Source organism: Scandinavium sp. (assembly GCF_036271055.1).
GTDB lineage: Bacteria > Pseudomonadota > Gammaproteobacteria > Enterobacterales > Enterobacteriaceae > Scandinavium.
Window position 1 is genome coordinate 56787 of sequence record NZ_DATBBJ010000078.1, and the last position, 17546, is coordinate 74332.

At 54.1% G+C, this 17546-nt stretch carries 13 protein-coding genes; 6 read left to right on the forward strand and 7 right to left on the reverse strand.

The window, feature by feature from the left end; genetic code table 11:
- Window positions 1-4: 4 nt before the first annotated feature.
- Complete coding sequence (locus tag VH187_RS16890) at window positions 5-1465, reverse strand: TrkH family potassium uptake protein (RefSeq protein ID WP_329702619.1); 1461 nt, start codon at window positions 1463-1465, stop codon at window positions 5-7.
- A gap of 223 nt (window positions 1466-1688) precedes the next feature.
- Between VH187_RS16890 and copA the strand changes: the two genes are divergently transcribed.
- Complete coding sequence (copA, locus tag VH187_RS16895) at window positions 1689-4190, forward strand: copper-exporting P-type ATPase CopA (protein ID WP_329702620.1); 2502 nt, start codon at window positions 1689-1691, stop codon at window positions 4188-4190.
- Window positions 4191-4204: 14 nt separating this feature from the next.
- Here copA and VH187_RS16900 read toward each other — a convergent pair whose 3' ends face one another.
- Window positions 4205-4789, reverse strand: a complete 585-nt coding sequence (locus VH187_RS16900; RefSeq protein ID WP_329702621.1) for an NUDIX hydrolase — start codon at window positions 4787-4789, stop codon at window positions 4205-4207.
- 83 nt (window positions 4790-4872) lie between these two features.
- Here VH187_RS16900 and VH187_RS16905 point away from each other — a divergent pair, with 83 nt between their 5' ends.
- From VH187_RS16905 to ybaK, 3 genes are all read left to right on the forward strand, one after another.
- The gene (locus VH187_RS16905; protein ID WP_329702781.1) at window positions 4873-5622 is read left to right on the forward strand and encodes a DeoR/GlpR family DNA-binding transcription regulator; all 750 of its coding nucleotides are present in this window, start codon (window positions 4873-4875) and stop codon (window positions 5620-5622) included.
- A gap of 57 nt (window positions 5623-5679) precedes the next feature.
- A complete protein-coding gene (locus VH187_RS16910; protein WP_329702622.1) occupies window positions 5680-6483 on the forward strand; it encodes a TraB/GumN family protein in 804 nt (267 codons plus the stop codon).
- A gap of 200 nt (window positions 6484-6683) precedes the next feature.
- Window positions 6684-7163, forward strand: a complete 480-nt coding sequence (gene ybaK / locus VH187_RS16915; protein ID WP_329702623.1) for a Cys-tRNA(Pro)/Cys-tRNA(Cys) deacylase YbaK — start codon at window positions 6684-6686, stop codon at window positions 7161-7163.
- 141 nt (window positions 7164-7304) lie between these two features.
- Here the strand turns inward: ybaK and ushA are convergent, their stop codons facing one another.
- Window positions 7305-8957, reverse strand: coding sequence for a bifunctional UDP-sugar hydrolase/5'-nucleotidase UshA (gene ushA / locus VH187_RS16920; protein ID WP_329702624.1), 1653 nt, complete (start codon window positions 8955-8957; stop codon window positions 7305-7307).
- A gap of 174 nt (window positions 8958-9131) precedes the next feature.
- On the opposite strand from ushA, the gene VH187_RS16925 reads away from it, so the two are divergent.
- Together VH187_RS16925 and ybaL are read left to right on the forward strand one after the other, a co-directional pair.
- On the forward strand, window positions 9132-10352 hold the full coding sequence (locus tag VH187_RS16925) for an MFS transporter (RefSeq protein WP_329702625.1): 1221 nt from the start codon (window positions 9132-9134) through the stop codon (window positions 10350-10352).
- Between the two features lie 232 nt (window positions 10353-10584).
- A complete protein-coding gene (gene ybaL / locus VH187_RS16930; RefSeq protein WP_329702626.1) occupies window positions 10585-12261 on the forward strand; it encodes a YbaL family putative K(+) efflux transporter in 1677 nt (558 codons plus the stop codon).
- 93 nt (window positions 12262-12354) lie between these two features.
- On the opposite strand, the gene VH187_RS16935 is transcribed toward ybaL, so the two are convergent.
- The 4 genes from VH187_RS16935 to htpG form a co-directional block, all read right to left on the reverse strand.
- Window positions 12355-13659: an inosine/guanosine kinase gene (locus VH187_RS16935; protein WP_329702627.1), complete on the reverse strand. Its 1305-nt coding sequence runs from the start codon at window positions 13657-13659 to the stop codon at window positions 12355-12357.
- A gap of 73 nt (window positions 13660-13732) precedes the next feature.
- The gene (gene hemH / locus VH187_RS16940; RefSeq protein WP_329702628.1) at window positions 13733-14695 is read right to left on the reverse strand and encodes a ferrochelatase; all 963 of its coding nucleotides are present in this window, start codon (window positions 14693-14695) and stop codon (window positions 13733-13735) included.
- A 123-nt stretch (window positions 14696-14818) separates the two neighbouring features.
- On the reverse strand, window positions 14819-15463 hold the full coding sequence (gene adk / locus VH187_RS16945) for an adenylate kinase (protein WP_329702629.1): 645 nt from the start codon (window positions 15461-15463) through the stop codon (window positions 14819-14821).
- Window positions 15464-15639: 176 nt separating this feature from the next.
- Complete coding sequence (gene htpG, locus VH187_RS16950; protein WP_329702630.1) at window positions 15640-17514, reverse strand: molecular chaperone HtpG; 1875 nt, start codon at window positions 17512-17514, stop codon at window positions 15640-15642.
- Between the last annotated feature and the right edge of the window lie 32 nt (window positions 17515-17546).

The window sequence follows — 17546 nt, forward strand, 5'->3', positions numbered from 1 at the left end:
TAGCTTAACTGCGCCAGAATGTTCTCGACAAGAGGATCAGCACCGGATAAATCTCCAGACGCCCTAATAGCATAGCCCCACAAAGCAGATATTTGGCCGCATCGTTGAGCGGACCAAACCCTGCTGCCGTCGCGCCAAACCCTAAACCCATATTATTAATACAAGCCGCGACGGAGGCAAATGAGGTGAGCAAATCATAGCCCAGCAGGTTCAGCGCCCAAATAAAACCGCAGGTTGAGAAGATGTACAGGAAGAAGAAGCTCCAGACGGAACGCATCACCCTGTCGTTAATCACCGTATTACCAACACGCACGCTCATGATGGCGCGAGGATGTGCCAACTGGTGGACTTCGTGTCGGCTTTGGCGAAAAAGAATCAAAAAACGCAGCGCCTTTATGCCGCCACAAGTGGAACCTACGCAGCCGCCGAAGAAACTGGCGGATAAGAGCAGCACGACCACGTGCGTGGGCCACGAGGCATAATCGGCTGTCGCCAGGCCGTTATCGGTGATCATTGAGCTGACGAGGAAGAACGAATGAACAAACGACGCAGGTAAGGCGTACATGCCTGCGCGCCACACTTCAAACGTGATGATCGCCACCACGACAGCCACCACGCAAAGGAAAAAGCGCAGTTCGCTGTTACGACGAAACGGTTTCAGGCTACGGCGTGAAAGTGCCACAAAATAGAGCGTAAAGTTGACCGCCGACAGCAGGGAAAAGCCCCCCGCCACCAGCTCAATCACATAACTGTTGTAATACCCGATACTCTCGCTTTGCGTGGAAAAACCACCCAGCGAAACGGTAGAAAGCCCGTGACACAGCGCATCAAAAAAGGGCATTCCGGCGAGGTAAAACGCCAGCGTACAAGTCATCCCAAGCAGCATGTAGGTAAACCACAGGCTTTTAGACGTGTCTGCCAGTCGTGGGGTCAACCGCTCTTCTTTGAACGGGCCAGGCATTTCCGACTGATACAGCTTCATGCCCCCAATGCCCAGCAGTGGCAGCACCGCCACGGCAAGAACAATAACACCCAAACCGCCAATGAAATTGAGCTGCGAGCGATAATAGAGGATTGAGCGCGGAAGATGCGTCACGTCATTGAAAATCGACGCACCGGTCGTCGTTATCCCCGACACGCCTTCAAACATGGCGTCAGCCAACGAAATATTCAGTGAGTCATCCAGCCACAGCGGCATCGCGCTGATAACGGAAAACAACAACCAAAACAGGACGATAATGATAAAACCATCCCGCGTTTCAAGCTGTATTTTCGACTGGCGCGTCAACGCCCAACCGACAAGCCCGGTCGGAAAGATAATGGCGAACGTAGACAGAAACGCAAACAGACTGCGCTCCTTTTCCACCAGCGCCAGAAGCATAGGCGGCAGCATCGTCAGGCTATACAGCACAACGAGAAAAGCACAGAGATGGATTACAACCTTAATGCGTGTCGAAATATACATGCTGGAGGCGTGACGTCGATTAATCAGAATGTGGGCAGTATAAGTGATTTGCACCGCTGCATTTTGATTTTACAGGAGCAAATCAGACATCTCCCGGTTATTAGCCTCCCGCGTCATATTTTCAAAAGGGTTGACCTTCCCCTTGATGGAAGGTTTAAGCTCTACCACAGTCAAAGAAAAAACGCCGACGCGCCTTGTCGGTTACTTCACCAGGAGAATGAATATGTCTCATATCGTCGATCTTACGCTGGACGGCCTTTCCTGCGGTCACTGCGTGAAACGGGTAAAAGAAAGTCTGGAGCAACGTCCTGATGTCGAACAGGCCGATGTGTCGATCACCGAAGCGCATATCACCGGCAGCGCCAGCGCTGACGCGTTGATCGAGAGCATTAAACAAGCCGGATACGGGGCAGAACTTAGCCACCCAAAGGCTGACCCGCTGGCAGAGTCATCAATTCCGTCGGAAGCACTGACAGCGGTCCCCCCTGCGCTTCCGGCAGCCGATGACCTTGATGACAGCCAACAGCTGTTGATCAACGGCATGAGCTGCGCCAGCTGTGTCTCCCGGGTTCAGAATGCGCTTGCCGCCGTTCCGGGTGTCACTCAGGCACGGGTCAATCTGGCGGAACGCACGGCGCTGATAATGGGCCATGCGACCGCCGCGGATTTAGTGCAAGCGGTGGAAAAAGCAGGCTACGGCGCGGAGGCCATCGAAGACGACCTCAAACGTCGCGAACGCCAGCAGGAAACCGCCCTCGCCACCATGAAACGTTTTCGCTGGCAGGCGATTGTCGCGCTGCTGGTCGGTATCCCGGTAATGGTCTGGGGCATGATCGGTGACAACATGATGGTCACCGACGCCAACCGCTCGCTATGGCTCGTCATCGGTCTGATTACCCTCGGTGTGATGGTCTTCGCCGGAGGCCATTTCTATACCAGTGCGTGGAAAAGCCTGAAAAATCGCACCGCCACAATGGATACGCTGGTCGCAGTCGGCACAGGCGTGGCCTGGCTCTACTCGATGAGCGTCAACCTCTGGCCGCAGTGGTTCCCGATGGAAGCGCGCCATCTCTATTACGAAGCCAGTGCGATGATCATCGGCCTGATTAACCTCGGTCATATGCTTGAGGCCCGCGCCCGTCAACGTTCTTCAAAAGCGCTGGAAAAATTACTCGATCTGACACCACCGACCGCGCGCGTGGTCACCGAAGATGGCGAAAAATCCTTGCCACTGGCAGACGTACAGCCGGGCATGACGCTGCGCCTGACCACTGGCGATCGCGTGCCGGTTGATGGGGAAATCACCCAGGGCGAAGCCTGGTTCGACGAAGCGATGCTGACCGGGGAACCGGTGCCACAGCAAAAAAGCGACGGTGAAAACATTCACGCCGGGACCGTTGTTCAGGACGGCAGCGTACTGTTTACCGCGAGCGCCGTTGGCAGCCACACCACGTTATCTCGCATTATTCGCATGGTGCGTCAGGCCCAAAGCAGTAAGCCAGAAATCGGCCAACTGGCGGATCGCATCTCTGCGGTGTTTGTTCCGACCGTGGTCGTCATTGCGCTGTTTAGCGCGGCAATCTGGTATTTCTTCGGCCCTGCTCCGCAAATTGTTTATACCCTGGTGATTGCAACCACGGTGCTGATCATCGCCTGTCCGTGTGCCTTGGGTCTGGCAACACCGATGTCGATTATTGCAGGCGTCGGTCGCGCCGCAGAATATGGCGTGCTGGTGCGTGATGCCGATGCGTTGCAACGCGCCAGTGAACTCGACACGCTGGTGTTCGATAAAACAGGCACGCTGACCGAAGGCAAACCTCAGGTTGTGGCAGTGAAAACCTACGGCGATATCAATGAAGCTCAGGCCTTACGGCTTGCGGCGGCGCTGGAACAGGGTTCGAGCCATCCACTGGCCCGCGCGATCATTGAAAAAGCGAATGAAAGCCAGCTTCCACAGGTGAACGGTTTCCGCACGCTGCGCGGTCTTGGCGTAAGCGGTGAAGCGGAAGGCCATTCGTTGCTGTTAGGGAATCAGGCATTGTTAAACGAACAGCAGATTGCCACCGCAGAAATTGACGCTGACCTTCAAGCGCAAGCCGCGAAAGGGGCCACGCCTGTGTTGTTAGCTGTCGATGGCAAAGCAGCGGCACTGTTTGCCATTCGCGATCCGCTGCGTGCGGACAGTGTGGCGGCGCTCCAGCGTCTGCATCGCGAAGGCTATCGTCTGGTGATGTTGACCGGAGATAACCCGGTCACCGCCAACGCCATCGCCAAAGAAGCTGGTATCGACGAAGTGATCGCGGGCGTGTTGCCAGATGGAAAGGCCGAAGCGATTAAAAAATTGCAGGCGGAAGGCCGTAAAGTGGCGATGGTTGGCGACGGCATCAACGATGCGCCAGCGCTGGCACAGGCAGAAGTGGGTATCGCGATGGGCGGTGGTAGCGATGTGGCCATCGAAACGGCGGCTATCACGTTGATGCGTCACAGTCTGGTGGGCGTGGCCGATGCGCTGGCGATTTCCAGAGCGACGCTTCGCAATATGAAGCAGAACCTGCTGGGCGCGTTCGTTTACAACTCGCTGGGTATTCCGATTGCCGCAGGGATCCTGTGGCCGCTGACCGGAACGTTGCTCAACCCGGTGGTGGCTGGTGCGGCGATGGCATTATCATCCATCACCGTTGTCAGCAACGCTAACCGACTGCTGCGCTTTAAACCGAAAGCATAAAACCAATCTGGCCCTTAATTCAGGACGTTAAGGGCCAGATGTTGTAACAGCATGATGGTTTTGCCATCCTGGATCTCGCCACTGCGCACTGCAGCCATTGCCTTATCAAACGACCACTCCAGCACTTCAATATCTTCGCCCTCTTCTGCCAGTCCACCGCCCTTCCCGCTTTTATCCTGCTCACGGTATTCGGCAATGAAAAAATAGAGTTTTTCGGTGACAGAACCTGGGCTCATAAACGCCTCAAAGACTTTCTCTGGCTGCGCAATCTTAAACCCCGTTTCCTCTTCCGCTTCCGCAATAATGCGCTGTTCCGGTGAAGCGTTATCCAGCAACCCTGCAGCGGCTTCAATCAGATAGCCCTGCTGATCTTGCAGATAAACCGGCAGACGAAACTGACGGGTCAGCACCACCGTTTTTTTATCCCGGTTGTAGAGCAAAATGGTCGCGCCATTACCGCGATCATAGGCTTCACGGCTTTGCTGCTGCCATGAACCGTCATGACGACGCAGCTCAAAAGTGTATTTTTTCAGGGTGTACCAGTTGTCCGATAACAAATGGGCTTCGACGTGACGAACATGCTCGTTCTCTTTTTGCATTTTGTTTTCTCCGGCAGATGACAGCAAAAACGCTATCATGCATAATCGTGCAATATCAAGAAAATTCGTTAACAGGTAATATGATGCTCGCCAGCCAAAGAAAACAACAAATCCTTCAGATACTGAACGCCGAAAAGCAGGTGCAATCAGGCGAACTGAGCCTGCGCTTTAGCGTTTCTGAAGACTCCATTCGCCGGGATTTACGCGAACTGGCAGCGGAAGGTTTGCTCCAGCGCGTCCATGGCGGCGCGCTACCGGTATCCGCCGCTATCGCACCGTTGGAAACACGCAAAAACGTGCAATCCGGCAGTAAACAGGCAGTCGCGCAAAAAGCGGTAAAACTGATCCAACCGGGTCAAGTCGTCATCTTTGACGGCGGCACCACCACGCACGAACTGGTGCGCCTGCTGCCAGCCAATCTGCCGTTTACCGCCGTCACACACAGCCCAACGATTGCTGTTGCATTGGTCGATTTTCCGCTGGTTGAGGTGATTCTGATTGGCGGCATTCTTTTTCGCCATTCGGTGGTGACGATGGGCGCGGCGACGCTGGAATCCATAAACCGGATCAATGCGGATCTGTTTTTTATGGGCGTCACCGGCATTCATCCCACAGCCGGTTTGACTACCGGACATTACGAAGAAGCCTGCGTGAAACGCTCACTGGCCGCACGAGCTGCCGAAACGGTGGTGATGGCATCGCAGGAAAAATTGAACAGCGCATCGCCCTTTGCCATTGGCGATTTAAAACTGGCGAGCGCGATCATCGCTGAACATCCATTGGATAACGATTTACAGGCAGCCTGCCAGAATCAGGGGGTTGCGGTGATTTAAGCGTTGAGAGCCACAGCGTGAAGCGTTAGCATGAATCTTTATCTTTGCGGAGCGCGTATGGGCCTGTTTCAACGAATAAAATCCTCGCTGTGCGCGCTGTTTCGCGGGCGTTATCCCTGGCCCGGCCTGGATATCCATCTCGCGGGTGGGCAAAAACTGCATCTGGTTGGCAGCATTCATATGGGCACCCGTGATATGGCCCCGCTGCCGCCGCAGCTGATCAAACTCATTCAGCAAGCCGATGCGTTGATTGTTGAAGCCGATATTAGCGGGAACGAAACCCCGTTTCGCGATCTCCCGGCTTGCCCGCCGCTGCGCGAGCGTCTGAGCGAATCACACTTCCAACAGCTGGAAAAACTCACCGACGAACTCGGGCTTTCCATTGCGCTGTTCGACAGCCAGCCGCTGTGGCAAATAGCGATGATTTTGCAGGCAACCCAGGCGCAGACACTCGGGTTACGTCCCGATTACGGGATTGATTACCAACTGCTGAACGTGGCACGTGAAACGAACAGTAAGGTCATGGAACTGGAAGGCGCGGAGAGTCAGATTACGTTGTTGCGTGAACTGCCTGACGGCGGTCTCGCGTTGCTGGAAGATACGCTCACCCACTGGCACACTAATGCGCGCTTATTACAGGTGATGATTGGCTGGTGGCTGGAGCAGCCGCCGGGCGATACGCCGTCGCTGCCGAATACCTTTAGCCAGTCGCTGTACGATGTTTTGATGCATCAGCGAAATCTGGCCTGGCGGGAAAAGTTGCAAACGTTGCCACCGGGACGCTATGTCGTGGCGGTCGGTGCGCTGCATTTATACGGGGAAGGAAATCTGCCGTCGATGCTGAAAACACAGCATAAATAAAAAAGTGGCCAATATTTCTATTGGCCCGTCAAAGAGGAATTTCATCGTTATTATTATCCCGAAGTTCGCACTTCGGATCTTTCGATTGTCGCTCAAACTCACCAGCACTGCCAACACTATTGCGCAAGATAGTACTATTTTTTCGCCAGGCTTCGGGCGTATGCTGAGCCCTATTCACTCCGGTTGTAAGAAGGATGGTTATGACGCCCGCCGTTAAGTTACTCGAAAAAAACAAGATCTCGTTTCAGGTCCACAGTTACGATCACGATCCCAACGAAACCAATTTTGGCGACGAAGTGGTGCGCAAATTAGGTCTGAATGCGGACCAGGTTTATAAAACGTTGCTGGTGGCGATCAACGGCGATCTGAAACATCTGGCGGTGGCCGTTACGCCTGTTGCGACGCAGCTCGATTTGAAAAAGGTCGCTAAAGCGTTAGGCGTGAAAAAAGTGGATATGGCCGATCCTATGGTGGCGCAGCGTACAACAGGTTATCTGGTCGGCGGCATCAGTCCGTTAGGGCAAAAAAAACGCCTGCCGACGCTGATCGACGCCCCGGCGCAGGCATTCGCGACCATTTATGTTTCTGGCGGTAGACGTGGGCTGGACATTGAACTGGCGGCGGGTGATTTGGCGACGATGCTCGACGCGAAATTTGCGGATATTGCGCGGCGCGATTGAGATTTGCCGGTATGCCTCAGGGCGTTATTGGTGAAGGCAGTTTGGACGCGGACAGCGCGCAGGAACCGGAGCGTACACAAAGTACGTGAGGATTCCGAGCACTGCCCGCGTCCAAAATGGCGAACAAAATAGCCCGCGCGCTTACTGCCAGCTCACTTCGCCTTTCGGTTCATAAGCATTCACATCCAGCGGTGAGTTTTGCTCAATGTACTGTTTCAGCACTTCGGCATCGATAAACCCGGTATTTACATAACCCGGTTTGGTGTCGATATGCGGATAACCATCGCCGCCCGTTGCGTTAAAGTTCAGCGTCGCCATGCGGTAATTTTTGCTCGGGTCAATCGGCCCACCTTTGATTTTCAGGTCGCTCAACTGGCCTCCTTTCGCCACAAAGCTGACGTTCGCAAACTGCGGATAAGCACCTGAATCCGGTTTCATCTGTGCAACAGCCGTCAGATAGTCAGTGACCTCTTTGCCCGTCATGTCGACATACACCACAACGTTGCCGAACGGCTGCACTTTCAGCACGTCTTTGTAGGTGATTTTGCCCGCTTCGATGGAATCGCGAATGCCACCGCCGCTCATGACGGCGAAATCAGCGTTGGTGCGCGCCATTTGTGCCGAAAGGAGCAGGTGCCCCATATTGGTTTGCACAAAACGCACTTTGCTGCGGTCGCCTTCAAGATGACCATTCACCTCACCCACTTTAACGTTTAGTTGCGCTTTGCCTTTGTTCTGGAACGGCGTCAGCAACGAGAGCATTTGCGGGTTTTCCGGGATCTGCGGGGTATAAAGTACGCGCTCACTTTGCCCGTTGTCGTACGTCACTTTCTTTTTCAGGTTGATTGGGATGAGCTGGTAATGCACCAATTTCATTTCGCCGTTACGGAATTCAAAATCCGCACGCCCGACGTATTTGCCCCATTCGTGCGCCTGCACAATCCAGATGCCGTTCTGTTTATCTGGCGCACACGGTGTGCCCGGAACGTAATCAGCCTGCTTTTTATTCTCTGAAGCCATGCACACAGGATCTTGTGAGTGACCACCCACAATCATCGCCAGCGAACCTGCGGGCAGGCTGCGCGCCATTTCCACATCACCCGCAGCATTAGAGCCATGATTGCCGTTGTCGTAGTGGCCCATGTGCGTTGCAGCCAGAATCACGTCCGGTTTTTGCGTCTGCTGCAGTTCCTGAATGACCAGCTTCGCTTCCTCAGCCGGATTGCGGAATTCGATATCAGTGAAATTTTCCGGGTTGCCGATTTTGGCGGTATCGTCTGTCGTTAAGCCAATCACCGCGATGTTTAACCCCTGGCGTTTAAATAGCGCCCAAGGTTTGAACAGGCGTTCGCCAGTGCTTTTCTGGTAAATATTGGCCGAAAGGAACGGGAATTTAGACCACTTTTCCTGCTGACGCAGCACACTCAGCGGATTGTCGAATTCGTGGTTGCCGACCGCCATTGCGTCATAACCCACCAGATTCATGCCGCGGAAATCAGGCTCCGCATCCTGTAAATCGGATTCCGGTACACCCGTGTTGATGTCACCACCCGACAGCAGCAGTACGCTCCCGCCTTCTGCTGCCACTTCTTTGCGAATGCCGTCCACCAGCGTCTTTTGCGCTGCCAGACCATACTCGCCGTATTCACTGCGCCAGAAATGACCGTGGTGATCGTTGGTATGCAAGATTGTGATTTTGTAGGTTTTATCCTGCTCGTACGCCTGCGCCTGTAGGCTCGTAAGCGACAATGCAGCCAGCATTGCCAGCGTCACACCGCGTTTTAGACATTTCATGACTCTCTCCCTGACTGAATGGCAAATGTAGAAATTACAATGCGTAACAAGCATAGACAACTTTGTTTTCAGAATTGAGACTTTCTTCAAACGCCTGAGCCAGTTATCTTAGTCTGATAATTATTACAGAGTAGATCTTCCCTAAACATCGCAAACCAACTTTAAAGTGAAACTATGGCAATCAGTGAAACCAATCCGACGCTGTCAGGCCCGTCTGCGCCGCCGCAAAAGGCCCGTACTTCCTTTGGCATTTTAGGGGCAATCAGCCTGTCTCACCTGCTAAACGATATGATCCAGTCGCTGATCCTGGCGATTTACCCGCTGCTGCAATCTGAGTTCTCCCTCACCTTCGTGCAGATCGGGATGATCACCCTGACTTTCCAGCTCACCTCGTCGCTGCTTCAGCCGGTAGTGGGTTACTGGACCGATAAATACCCGATGCCGTGGTCATTGCCGGTGGGCATGTGCTTTACCCTCAGCGGGCTGGTGTTACTGGCGATGGCGGGCACTTTTGAAGCGGTTGTTATCGCAGCAGCGTTGGTCGGGACAGGTTCTTCGGTATTCCACCCGGAATCGTCGCGCGTGGCACGTATGGCGTCCGGTGGCCGTCACGGACTGGCACAGTCTATATTCCAGGTTGGCGGCAACTTCGGCAGCTCGCTCGGCCCGTTGCTGGCGGCGTTGATAATCGCGCCGTATGGCCGGGGCAATGTCTCCTGGTTCGTTCTCGCGGCACTACTGGCTATCGTGGTCCTGGCGCAAGTCAGCCGCTGGTATGCCGCTCAGCACCGCCTGAATAAGGGGAAACCAAAGGCAGCAGTGGTGAATCCGTTGCCGCGTAACAAGGTGATTCTGGCCGTTAGCGTGCTGTTACTGCTAATTTTCTCAAAATACTTCTATATGGCGAGCATCAGTAGCTATTACACCTTTTATTTGATAGATAAGTTCGGATTATCGATACAAAACGCGCAGTTTCACCTGTTCGCCTTCCTGTTCGCCGTTGCCGCAGGGACCGTGATTGGTGGGCCTGTCGGTGATAAGATTGGGCGTAAGTATGTTATTTGGGGCTCCATTCTCGGTGTTGCGCCCTTCACGCTCGTTTTACCTTACGCCACGCTTGAATGGACCGGTATTTTAACGGTGATCATTGGTTTTATCCTCGCATCCGCCTTTTCTGCCATTCTGGTGTACGCTCAGGAGCTTTTACCGGGCCGTATCGGCATGGTTTCAGGGTTGTTCTTCGGCTTTGCTTTTGGGATGGGTGGCCTTGGCGCTGCGGTGTTGGGCGTAGTTGCCGACCATACCAGCATTGAAGAGGTCTATAAAATCTGTGCTTTCCTGCCATTACTGGGAATATTGACCATATTCTTACCTGATAATCGTCATAAAGCCTGATTTTCTGGCCGTCAGACTGAAAAACTGACGGCCTGATAACTGCTATTTATCAGCACACTTCGTGTTTAACCCTCGTTCTTTTCCCATCTGTGCCATTTAAGCGCCTAATTCCTTTTTATTACTAAATTCAACAATAATTCATAAACAGAACAGTCAAAATTGTCATAAACTGTAACTCGGTTTTTGGTGTTTTTCGCCAGAACAGGAAACAGCAGCCACGAAAGGAGACGGAATGCATCACGCCACACCGCTAATCACCACCATTGTCGGGGGGCTCGTCCTCGCCTTTATCTTCGGCATGATTGCCAACAAACTGCGTATTTCTCCTCTGGTGGGCTATTTATTAGCCGGTGTTCTGTCCGGACCGTTTACTCCAGGCTTTGTCGCCGATACCCATTTAGCCGCTGAACTGGCAGAGCTCGGCGTGATCCTGCTGATGTTCGGCGTCGGTTTGCACTTCTCTTTGAAGGATTTGATGGCAGTAAAGGCCATCGCCATTCCCGGTGCGATTGCTCAGATTGCGGTGGCAACGTTATTGGGTATGGCGCTATCCGCTGGATTAGGCTGGTCGCTGATGACCGGCATCGTCTTTGGTCTGTGTCTTTCAACCGCCAGTACCGTGGTGCTGCTGCGCGCGCTTGAAGAACGGCAGTTAATCGACAGCCAGCGCGGGCAAATCGCGATTGGCTGGTTGATTGTGGAAGATCTGGTGATGGTGCTGACGCTGGTGATGCTGCCAGCGATTGCCAGCATGATGGAACAGGGCAATGTGGGCTTTGCCACGCTGGCACTCGACCTTAGCCTGACCATCGGCAAAGTTGTCGCCTTTATCGCCGTGATGCTGCTGGTAGGCCGTCGTCTGGTGCCGTGGATCCTGGCTCGTAGCGCCGCCACCGGCTCCCGCGAACTATTCACCCTTTCGGTGCTGGCGCTGGCGTTAGGTATCGCGTTCGGCGCGGTTGAACTGTTCGACGTTTCCTTTGCCCTTGGCGCATTCTTCGCGGGTATGGTGCTGAATGAATCCGAGCTAAGCCACCGCGCGGCACACGATACGCTACCATTGCGCGACGCCTTTGCGGTGCTGTTCTTTGTTTCCGTCGGCATGTTGTTTGACCCAATGATCCTTATCGAGCAGCCGCTGGCGGTGCTTGGCACGCTGGCGATTATCATCTTCGGTAAATCTGCCGCCGCTTTCCTGCTGGTACGTCTGTTTGGTCACTCTCAGCGTACAGCGCTGACGATCGCCGCAAGCCTCGCACAGATTGGTGAATTCGCCTTTATCCTTGCCGGGCTTGGCATAGCGCTGGATCTGCTGCCACAGGCCGGACTGAATCTGGTGCTAGCGGGTGCGATCCTGTCGATTATGCTCAACCCGATATTGTTTGCGGTGCTGGAAAAATACCTCGATAAAACCGAAACCCTCGAAGAGCAAACCTTAGAGGAAGCCATTGAGGACGAAAAACAGATCCCGGTGGATATCTGCAATCACGCGCTGCTGGTCGGTTTTGGACGGGTCGGTAGTCTGCTCGGCGAGAAATTACTGGCGCAGGGCATTCCGCTGGTGGTGATTGAAACGTCGCGAACACGCGTCGATGAACTGCGTGAACGTGGCATTCGTGCGGTGCTGGGCAACGCAGCGAGCGAAGAAATTATGAACCTTGCGCATCTCGACTGCGCGCGCTGGCTGCTGCTGACCATCCCGAACGGCTATGAGGCCGGGGAAATCGTCGCCTCTGCTCGCGAAAAATGCCCGACGATTGAGATTATCGCCCGTGCGCATTATGACGATGAAGTGGATTACATTACCGAACGCGGTGCGGACAAAGTGGTGATGGGCGAGCGCGAGATTGCCAACACGATGTTGACGCTGCTGGAGAAACCGGCGGTGAGTGAAATCGTCACCGGATAAAAAAAGCCTGCTGGCGCTTCGCTTAGCAGGCCTACATTTATCACTGCACGTATAACGTAGCCCCGGCAAGCATCACGCCGCCGGGGAACACACTCAACGTTCCCAGTAAGACTCTTCCAGACTGTCTTCCCGCTCCGGCAAGCCGCGTGTTAAACGTGGCGAATGCTGATTCAGCACCTGATAGCTCACGCGGTTAGCGTATTTACACACCTGCGCCAGCGAGGAATACGTCAGCCACGTAAATTCGTGTTTGCTGGAATTAGGCACATTGCTGCGATGATAGCTATTGGCGGTAATATCGTGCAGCAGTGCCGCCAGGGCGCCATCGCCTGCGCCATTGGTGTTCATGATTTTCTCAGGCCCGCCCATGTAGGGCGCAATGTGAGAATAAATACGCAGCGGCTGCTGACAATCTTTGTGGCGCATCGCGCGGCTAAATTCGTACTGGTTGAATTCGGCAATCGCGCCCGGCAGCAGCGGATGCTGAGTCAGGCGCTTCTTCTCGTCTTCGGTGAAGCCCGCCATATAGAGGCCCACAGGCCCTGCGGTACAGAGCACCAAATCGACCCAATCCAGCGCTTTATCAGATGCCAAAAGCGGATCGGCAATGCCGGTCAGCGCTTCAGCTTCTTCTTCATTCATCGCCAGAATCGAGACGTTTTCTTTCAGGAAGGCCTGCCACCATGCCGGGTCGTCGGCAATAACGTATTTCGTTCCAAGCGTCAGCACCACTGGGACGTCATGCTTTTTGGCATATTCCACGGCTTTCAAGGTGGCTTCACGCATCGGTTCGCCCGGCTTGCAGCGCACCAGATAGGACGTCAGTACCAGCGCAGAAGCGCCAGCAATCACATCTTCCGGAATGCTGTCGGCTTGCAGCTGATTCATGTGGCCTGGGCTGATGGCAAACGTTCGTTCGCCGCTGTCGCTGATCAACGTAAAGCAGCGGCCAATCGGGCCGTTCACGCCTTGCAAATAGTTGAGATCGGTACGGCTGGAGGTGTTGCAGAGATAGCGGTAAGCATAGCCGCCGATTTCAATATTGCTGCACATCACGCCGAGCAATACCGAGCGGTCGTCTGCCAGCACGGAATAATTGTGCATGGTGTTGCCGATCGTCCCGCCCGCAAACTGATGGGTGATCAGGTTTTTGCTCACCAGCTCCTGATAAAGCGCTTCCGCTACGTCATCTTCAATCACCAGCGAATGACCGCTGCTCAGACCATAACGCTCGACAAAGGTGTCGTCGACTTTGGCTTCAATATCCACCAGCGTCTGATCGATACCCACTACCCATGAGGCGTTGGTTTCGGTTTCAGGCTGAATTTGCTGCAACAGTGGGTCGCGGGCGTTAACGGGGAAATAGTGTTTGGATTTGCGTTTACCGGGAAATTTCATGGGCTGCGGTCGGTGGCTGTGAACAGGCGGAGAATAGTAGCATATTCCCTGCCTGTTCGCTGCCTGCCTGCACTTAGCGGTATGGTGCGGTCAGATTAACCATCATCTCAATGTGTTCGGCCGAGGCATTCAGTGCCGGAATGTATGTATAAGTTTCACCGCCGGCTTCGAGGAAGAACTCTTTGTTCTGCACCGCGATTTCTTCCAGCGTTTCGAGACAATCCGCCGAGAAACCCGGGCACATCACCTGCACATGCTTCACGCCTTTTTCGCCGAGCATTTTCAGTGTTTCATCAGTATACGGCGTTAGCCAGGGTTCACGACCAAAGCGCGACTGGAAGGTCATCATCACTTTATCAGGCGAAATACCGAGCGCGGAAACCAACTCACGCGTGGTATCCCGGCAACGCTGCGGATAATCATCGCCTTCATCGCCATAACGCTGAGGAATGCCGTGATAAGAGAGCAGCAGCACGTCCGGCTCACCGTGTTCGGCAAACGAGGCTTTGGCGCTGTTGGCTAACGCCTGAATGTAACCGTTGTCGTCTGCGTAATCGCGGATAAACGACACACCTGGAATGAAGCGTTTCGGGGCAAGAATACGCGCCAGTTCATCCCACACAGCAGCGACAGTCGAGCACGAATATTGCGGATACAGTGGCAACACCACGATATGATCAACGCCTTGTGCCAGCAGCTCGTCTACTGCACTTTGCAGCGACGGTGAGCCGTAGCTCATGCCAAGCACAACCGGCGTGTCCGGCAGCCGTTTCGCCAGCGCCTGTTGCTGCTGACGGCTATAAACCAACAACGGCGACCCTTCGTCCATCCAAACGGATTGATAGAGTTTCGCCACACGCGCTGAGCGCAGCGGCAGGATCACACCACGCAGAATGGGCCACCACAGGAGTCGCGGCGTATCAACCACGCGAATGTCGCTCAGGAACTGGCGCAGATAGCGTTTGACCGCTTGCGGCGTGGGTGCATCGGGCGTGCCGAGGTTCGCTAACAGAATGCCGGGTTTGGTCTGACGCATTACCGCCTCTTCGTCGTTAAATGGCTGATAATTGTAGCCGAAACGAGAGAGAGAAGTATCTATTGGTGTGAAAGGTAAGTGAGAAATTTTCTCACCTGGTGGCCCAGGTGAGAGACTCGGGCTTTAGCCGAGGATTTTAGCCAGTTCAGCGCGAACGTCAGCCACGGCTTGAGTGCCATCAACTTTGACGTATTGGGTGTTGCCCGCCTGCGCTTCTTTGGAGTAGTAGCCGATCAGCGGCGCGGTCATCTGATGGTATTCCACCAGGCGCTTACGCACGGTTTCTTCCTGATCGTCTTTACGGGTGGTCAGCTCTTCGCCGGTCACATCATCTTTGCCTTCCACTTTCGGTGGATTGAATTTGATGTGGTAAACACGGCCAGAAGCGGCGTGTACACGACGACCGATGATGCGATCGACGATCAGCTCGTCCGGCACATCGAATTCCAGCACGTAATCGACCTTGATACCCGCGTCTTTCATGGCATCAGCTTGTGGAATGGTGCGTGGGAAGCCGTCCAGCAGGAAACCGTTACGACAATCTTCCTGCGCAATGCGCTCTTTCACGAGGGCGATAACCAGTTCATCGGTCACCAGCATGCCAGCATCCATGATGTCTTTCGCTTGTTTGCCGAGCTCGGAGCCTGATTTTACTGCGGCGCGCAGCATGTCACCCGTGGAGATTTGCGGAATACCGTACTTCTCCATGATGAACTGCGCCTGAGTTCCTTTACCCGCGCCCGGAGCGCCAAGCAGAATAATACGCATTGCGAAAATCCCCTCAAATGTTGATTCAATTTTTCAAAAGCGCTAAACGATACCACCAGACGGCGGCTCGCTCAAGGAAGGCGGGCAGGCTGAAACGGTTAACGGGGAGAATTATTGGGGCGATGATTCGGTTTAATACCCTCTCCCTTTCGGGAGAGGGTTAACGAAATAAAGACTCAGGACACCAGTAACTGGTTCATACGCTTGATAAACAGGTTCGGATCTTCCAGCGTGCCGCGCTCGGCGAACAGCGCCTGATCCAGCAGCAATTCGATCCATTCACCAAACTGTGCTTCATCCTGCGTATCCGCCGCACGTTTCACCAGCGCGTGGTCCGGGTTCAGCTCGAAGAGGTATTTCACTTCTGGCACGCTTTGGCCCGCAGCGGCAAACAGTTTCGCCATTTGGGTGCTCATTTCGTCCGCTTCGGTGGTCACGATCGCTGGCGTGTCGGTCAGACGGTGCGTCAGACGCACTTCTTTCACGCGATCGCCCAACAGGGTTTTCACACGATCAACGAACGGCTCCAGCGCTTTTTCCGCTTCTTTGGTGGTTTCATCCACTTCATCGGCCAGTTTGTCGAGTGACTCGTCTGCTTTCGAAACGGACTGGAATGCTTTCCCGTCGAATTCAGTCAGGTAGCTCATCATCCATTCATCGATACGATCGGACAGCAGCAGCACTTCGATGCCTTTCTTACGCAGCAGTTCCAGATGCGGGCTGCTCTTCGCCGCAGCGTAGCTGTCTGCGGTGATGTAATAGATTTTTTCCTGCCCTTCTTTCATGCGCGATACGTAATCTTCCAGCGACACAGTCTGCTCGGAAGAGTCGGTATGCGTGGACGCGAAGCGCAGCAGTTTGGCGATAGCCTGCTGGTTATCGTTGTCTTCCGCCGGGCCTTCTTTCAACACCAGACCGAACTGCTTCCAGAAGGTCTGGTATTTTTCCGCATCGCCTTTCGCCAGTTTTTCCAGCATTTGCAGCGCACGCTTGCTCAGCGCGGCGCGCAGATTGCGGGTCACGGTGCTGTCTTGCAGTATTTCACGGGAAACGTTGAGCGGCAGATCGTTGGAATCAATCAGACCACGAATGAAGCGCAGGTAGTTCGGCATGAACTGCTCGGCTTCGTCCATGATAAACACGCGCTGCACGTACAGTTTCAGACCATGCTTGTGATCGCGGTTCCACATGTCCCACGGCGCTTGTGCCGGGATGTACAGCAGGCTGGTGTATTCCTGTTTCCCTTCAACACGGTTGTGGCTCCAGGCCAGCGGGTCGGTGAAGTCATGGGCGATGTGTTTGTAGAATTCGTTGTATTCGTCGTCTTTGATTTCAGACTTGTTACGGGTCCACAGCGCCTGGGCTTTGTTGATTTTTTCCCAGGAAACGACGGTTTTGCCATCCACTTCTTCGGTCTTTTCAATCTCAACTGGCAGCGCGATGTGATCAGAGTATTTGCTGATGATCGAACGTACACGCCAGTCATTGAGGAAATCATCTTCACCTTCGCGCAGATGCAGGGTGATTTCGGTGCCGCGATCCGCTTTGGTGATATCCGCAACGGTGTATTCACCCTCGCCTTCGGATTCCCAGAACACACCGTTTTCAGCACTGTCACCCGCGGCACGGGTGCGCACGGTCACTTTGTCCGCGACGATGAACGCTGAATAGAAGCCCACGCCGAACTGGCCGATCAACTGGCTGTCTTTCGCCTGATCGGATCCCATAGATTGCAGGAAAGCTTTGGTCCCGGACTTCGCAATGGTCCCAAGATGATCGACCACATCGTCACGGTTCATACCGATTCCGTTGTCGGCGATGGTCAGGGTGCGTTTTTCCTGATCGAACGACACACGCACGCGCAATTCGCCGTCACCTTCATACAGGGAGGCGTCAGACAGCGCACGGAAACGCAGCTTATCCGCCGCATCGGAGGCGTTGGAAATCAGCTCGCGCAGGAAAATTTCTTTGTTGGAGTAGAGCGAATGGATCATCAGGTGCAGAAGCTGTTTGACTTCTGACTGGAAACCGCGAGTTTCTTGTCCTTTCATCGGAAAATTCCTCAATGCCAAATTAAACAGAA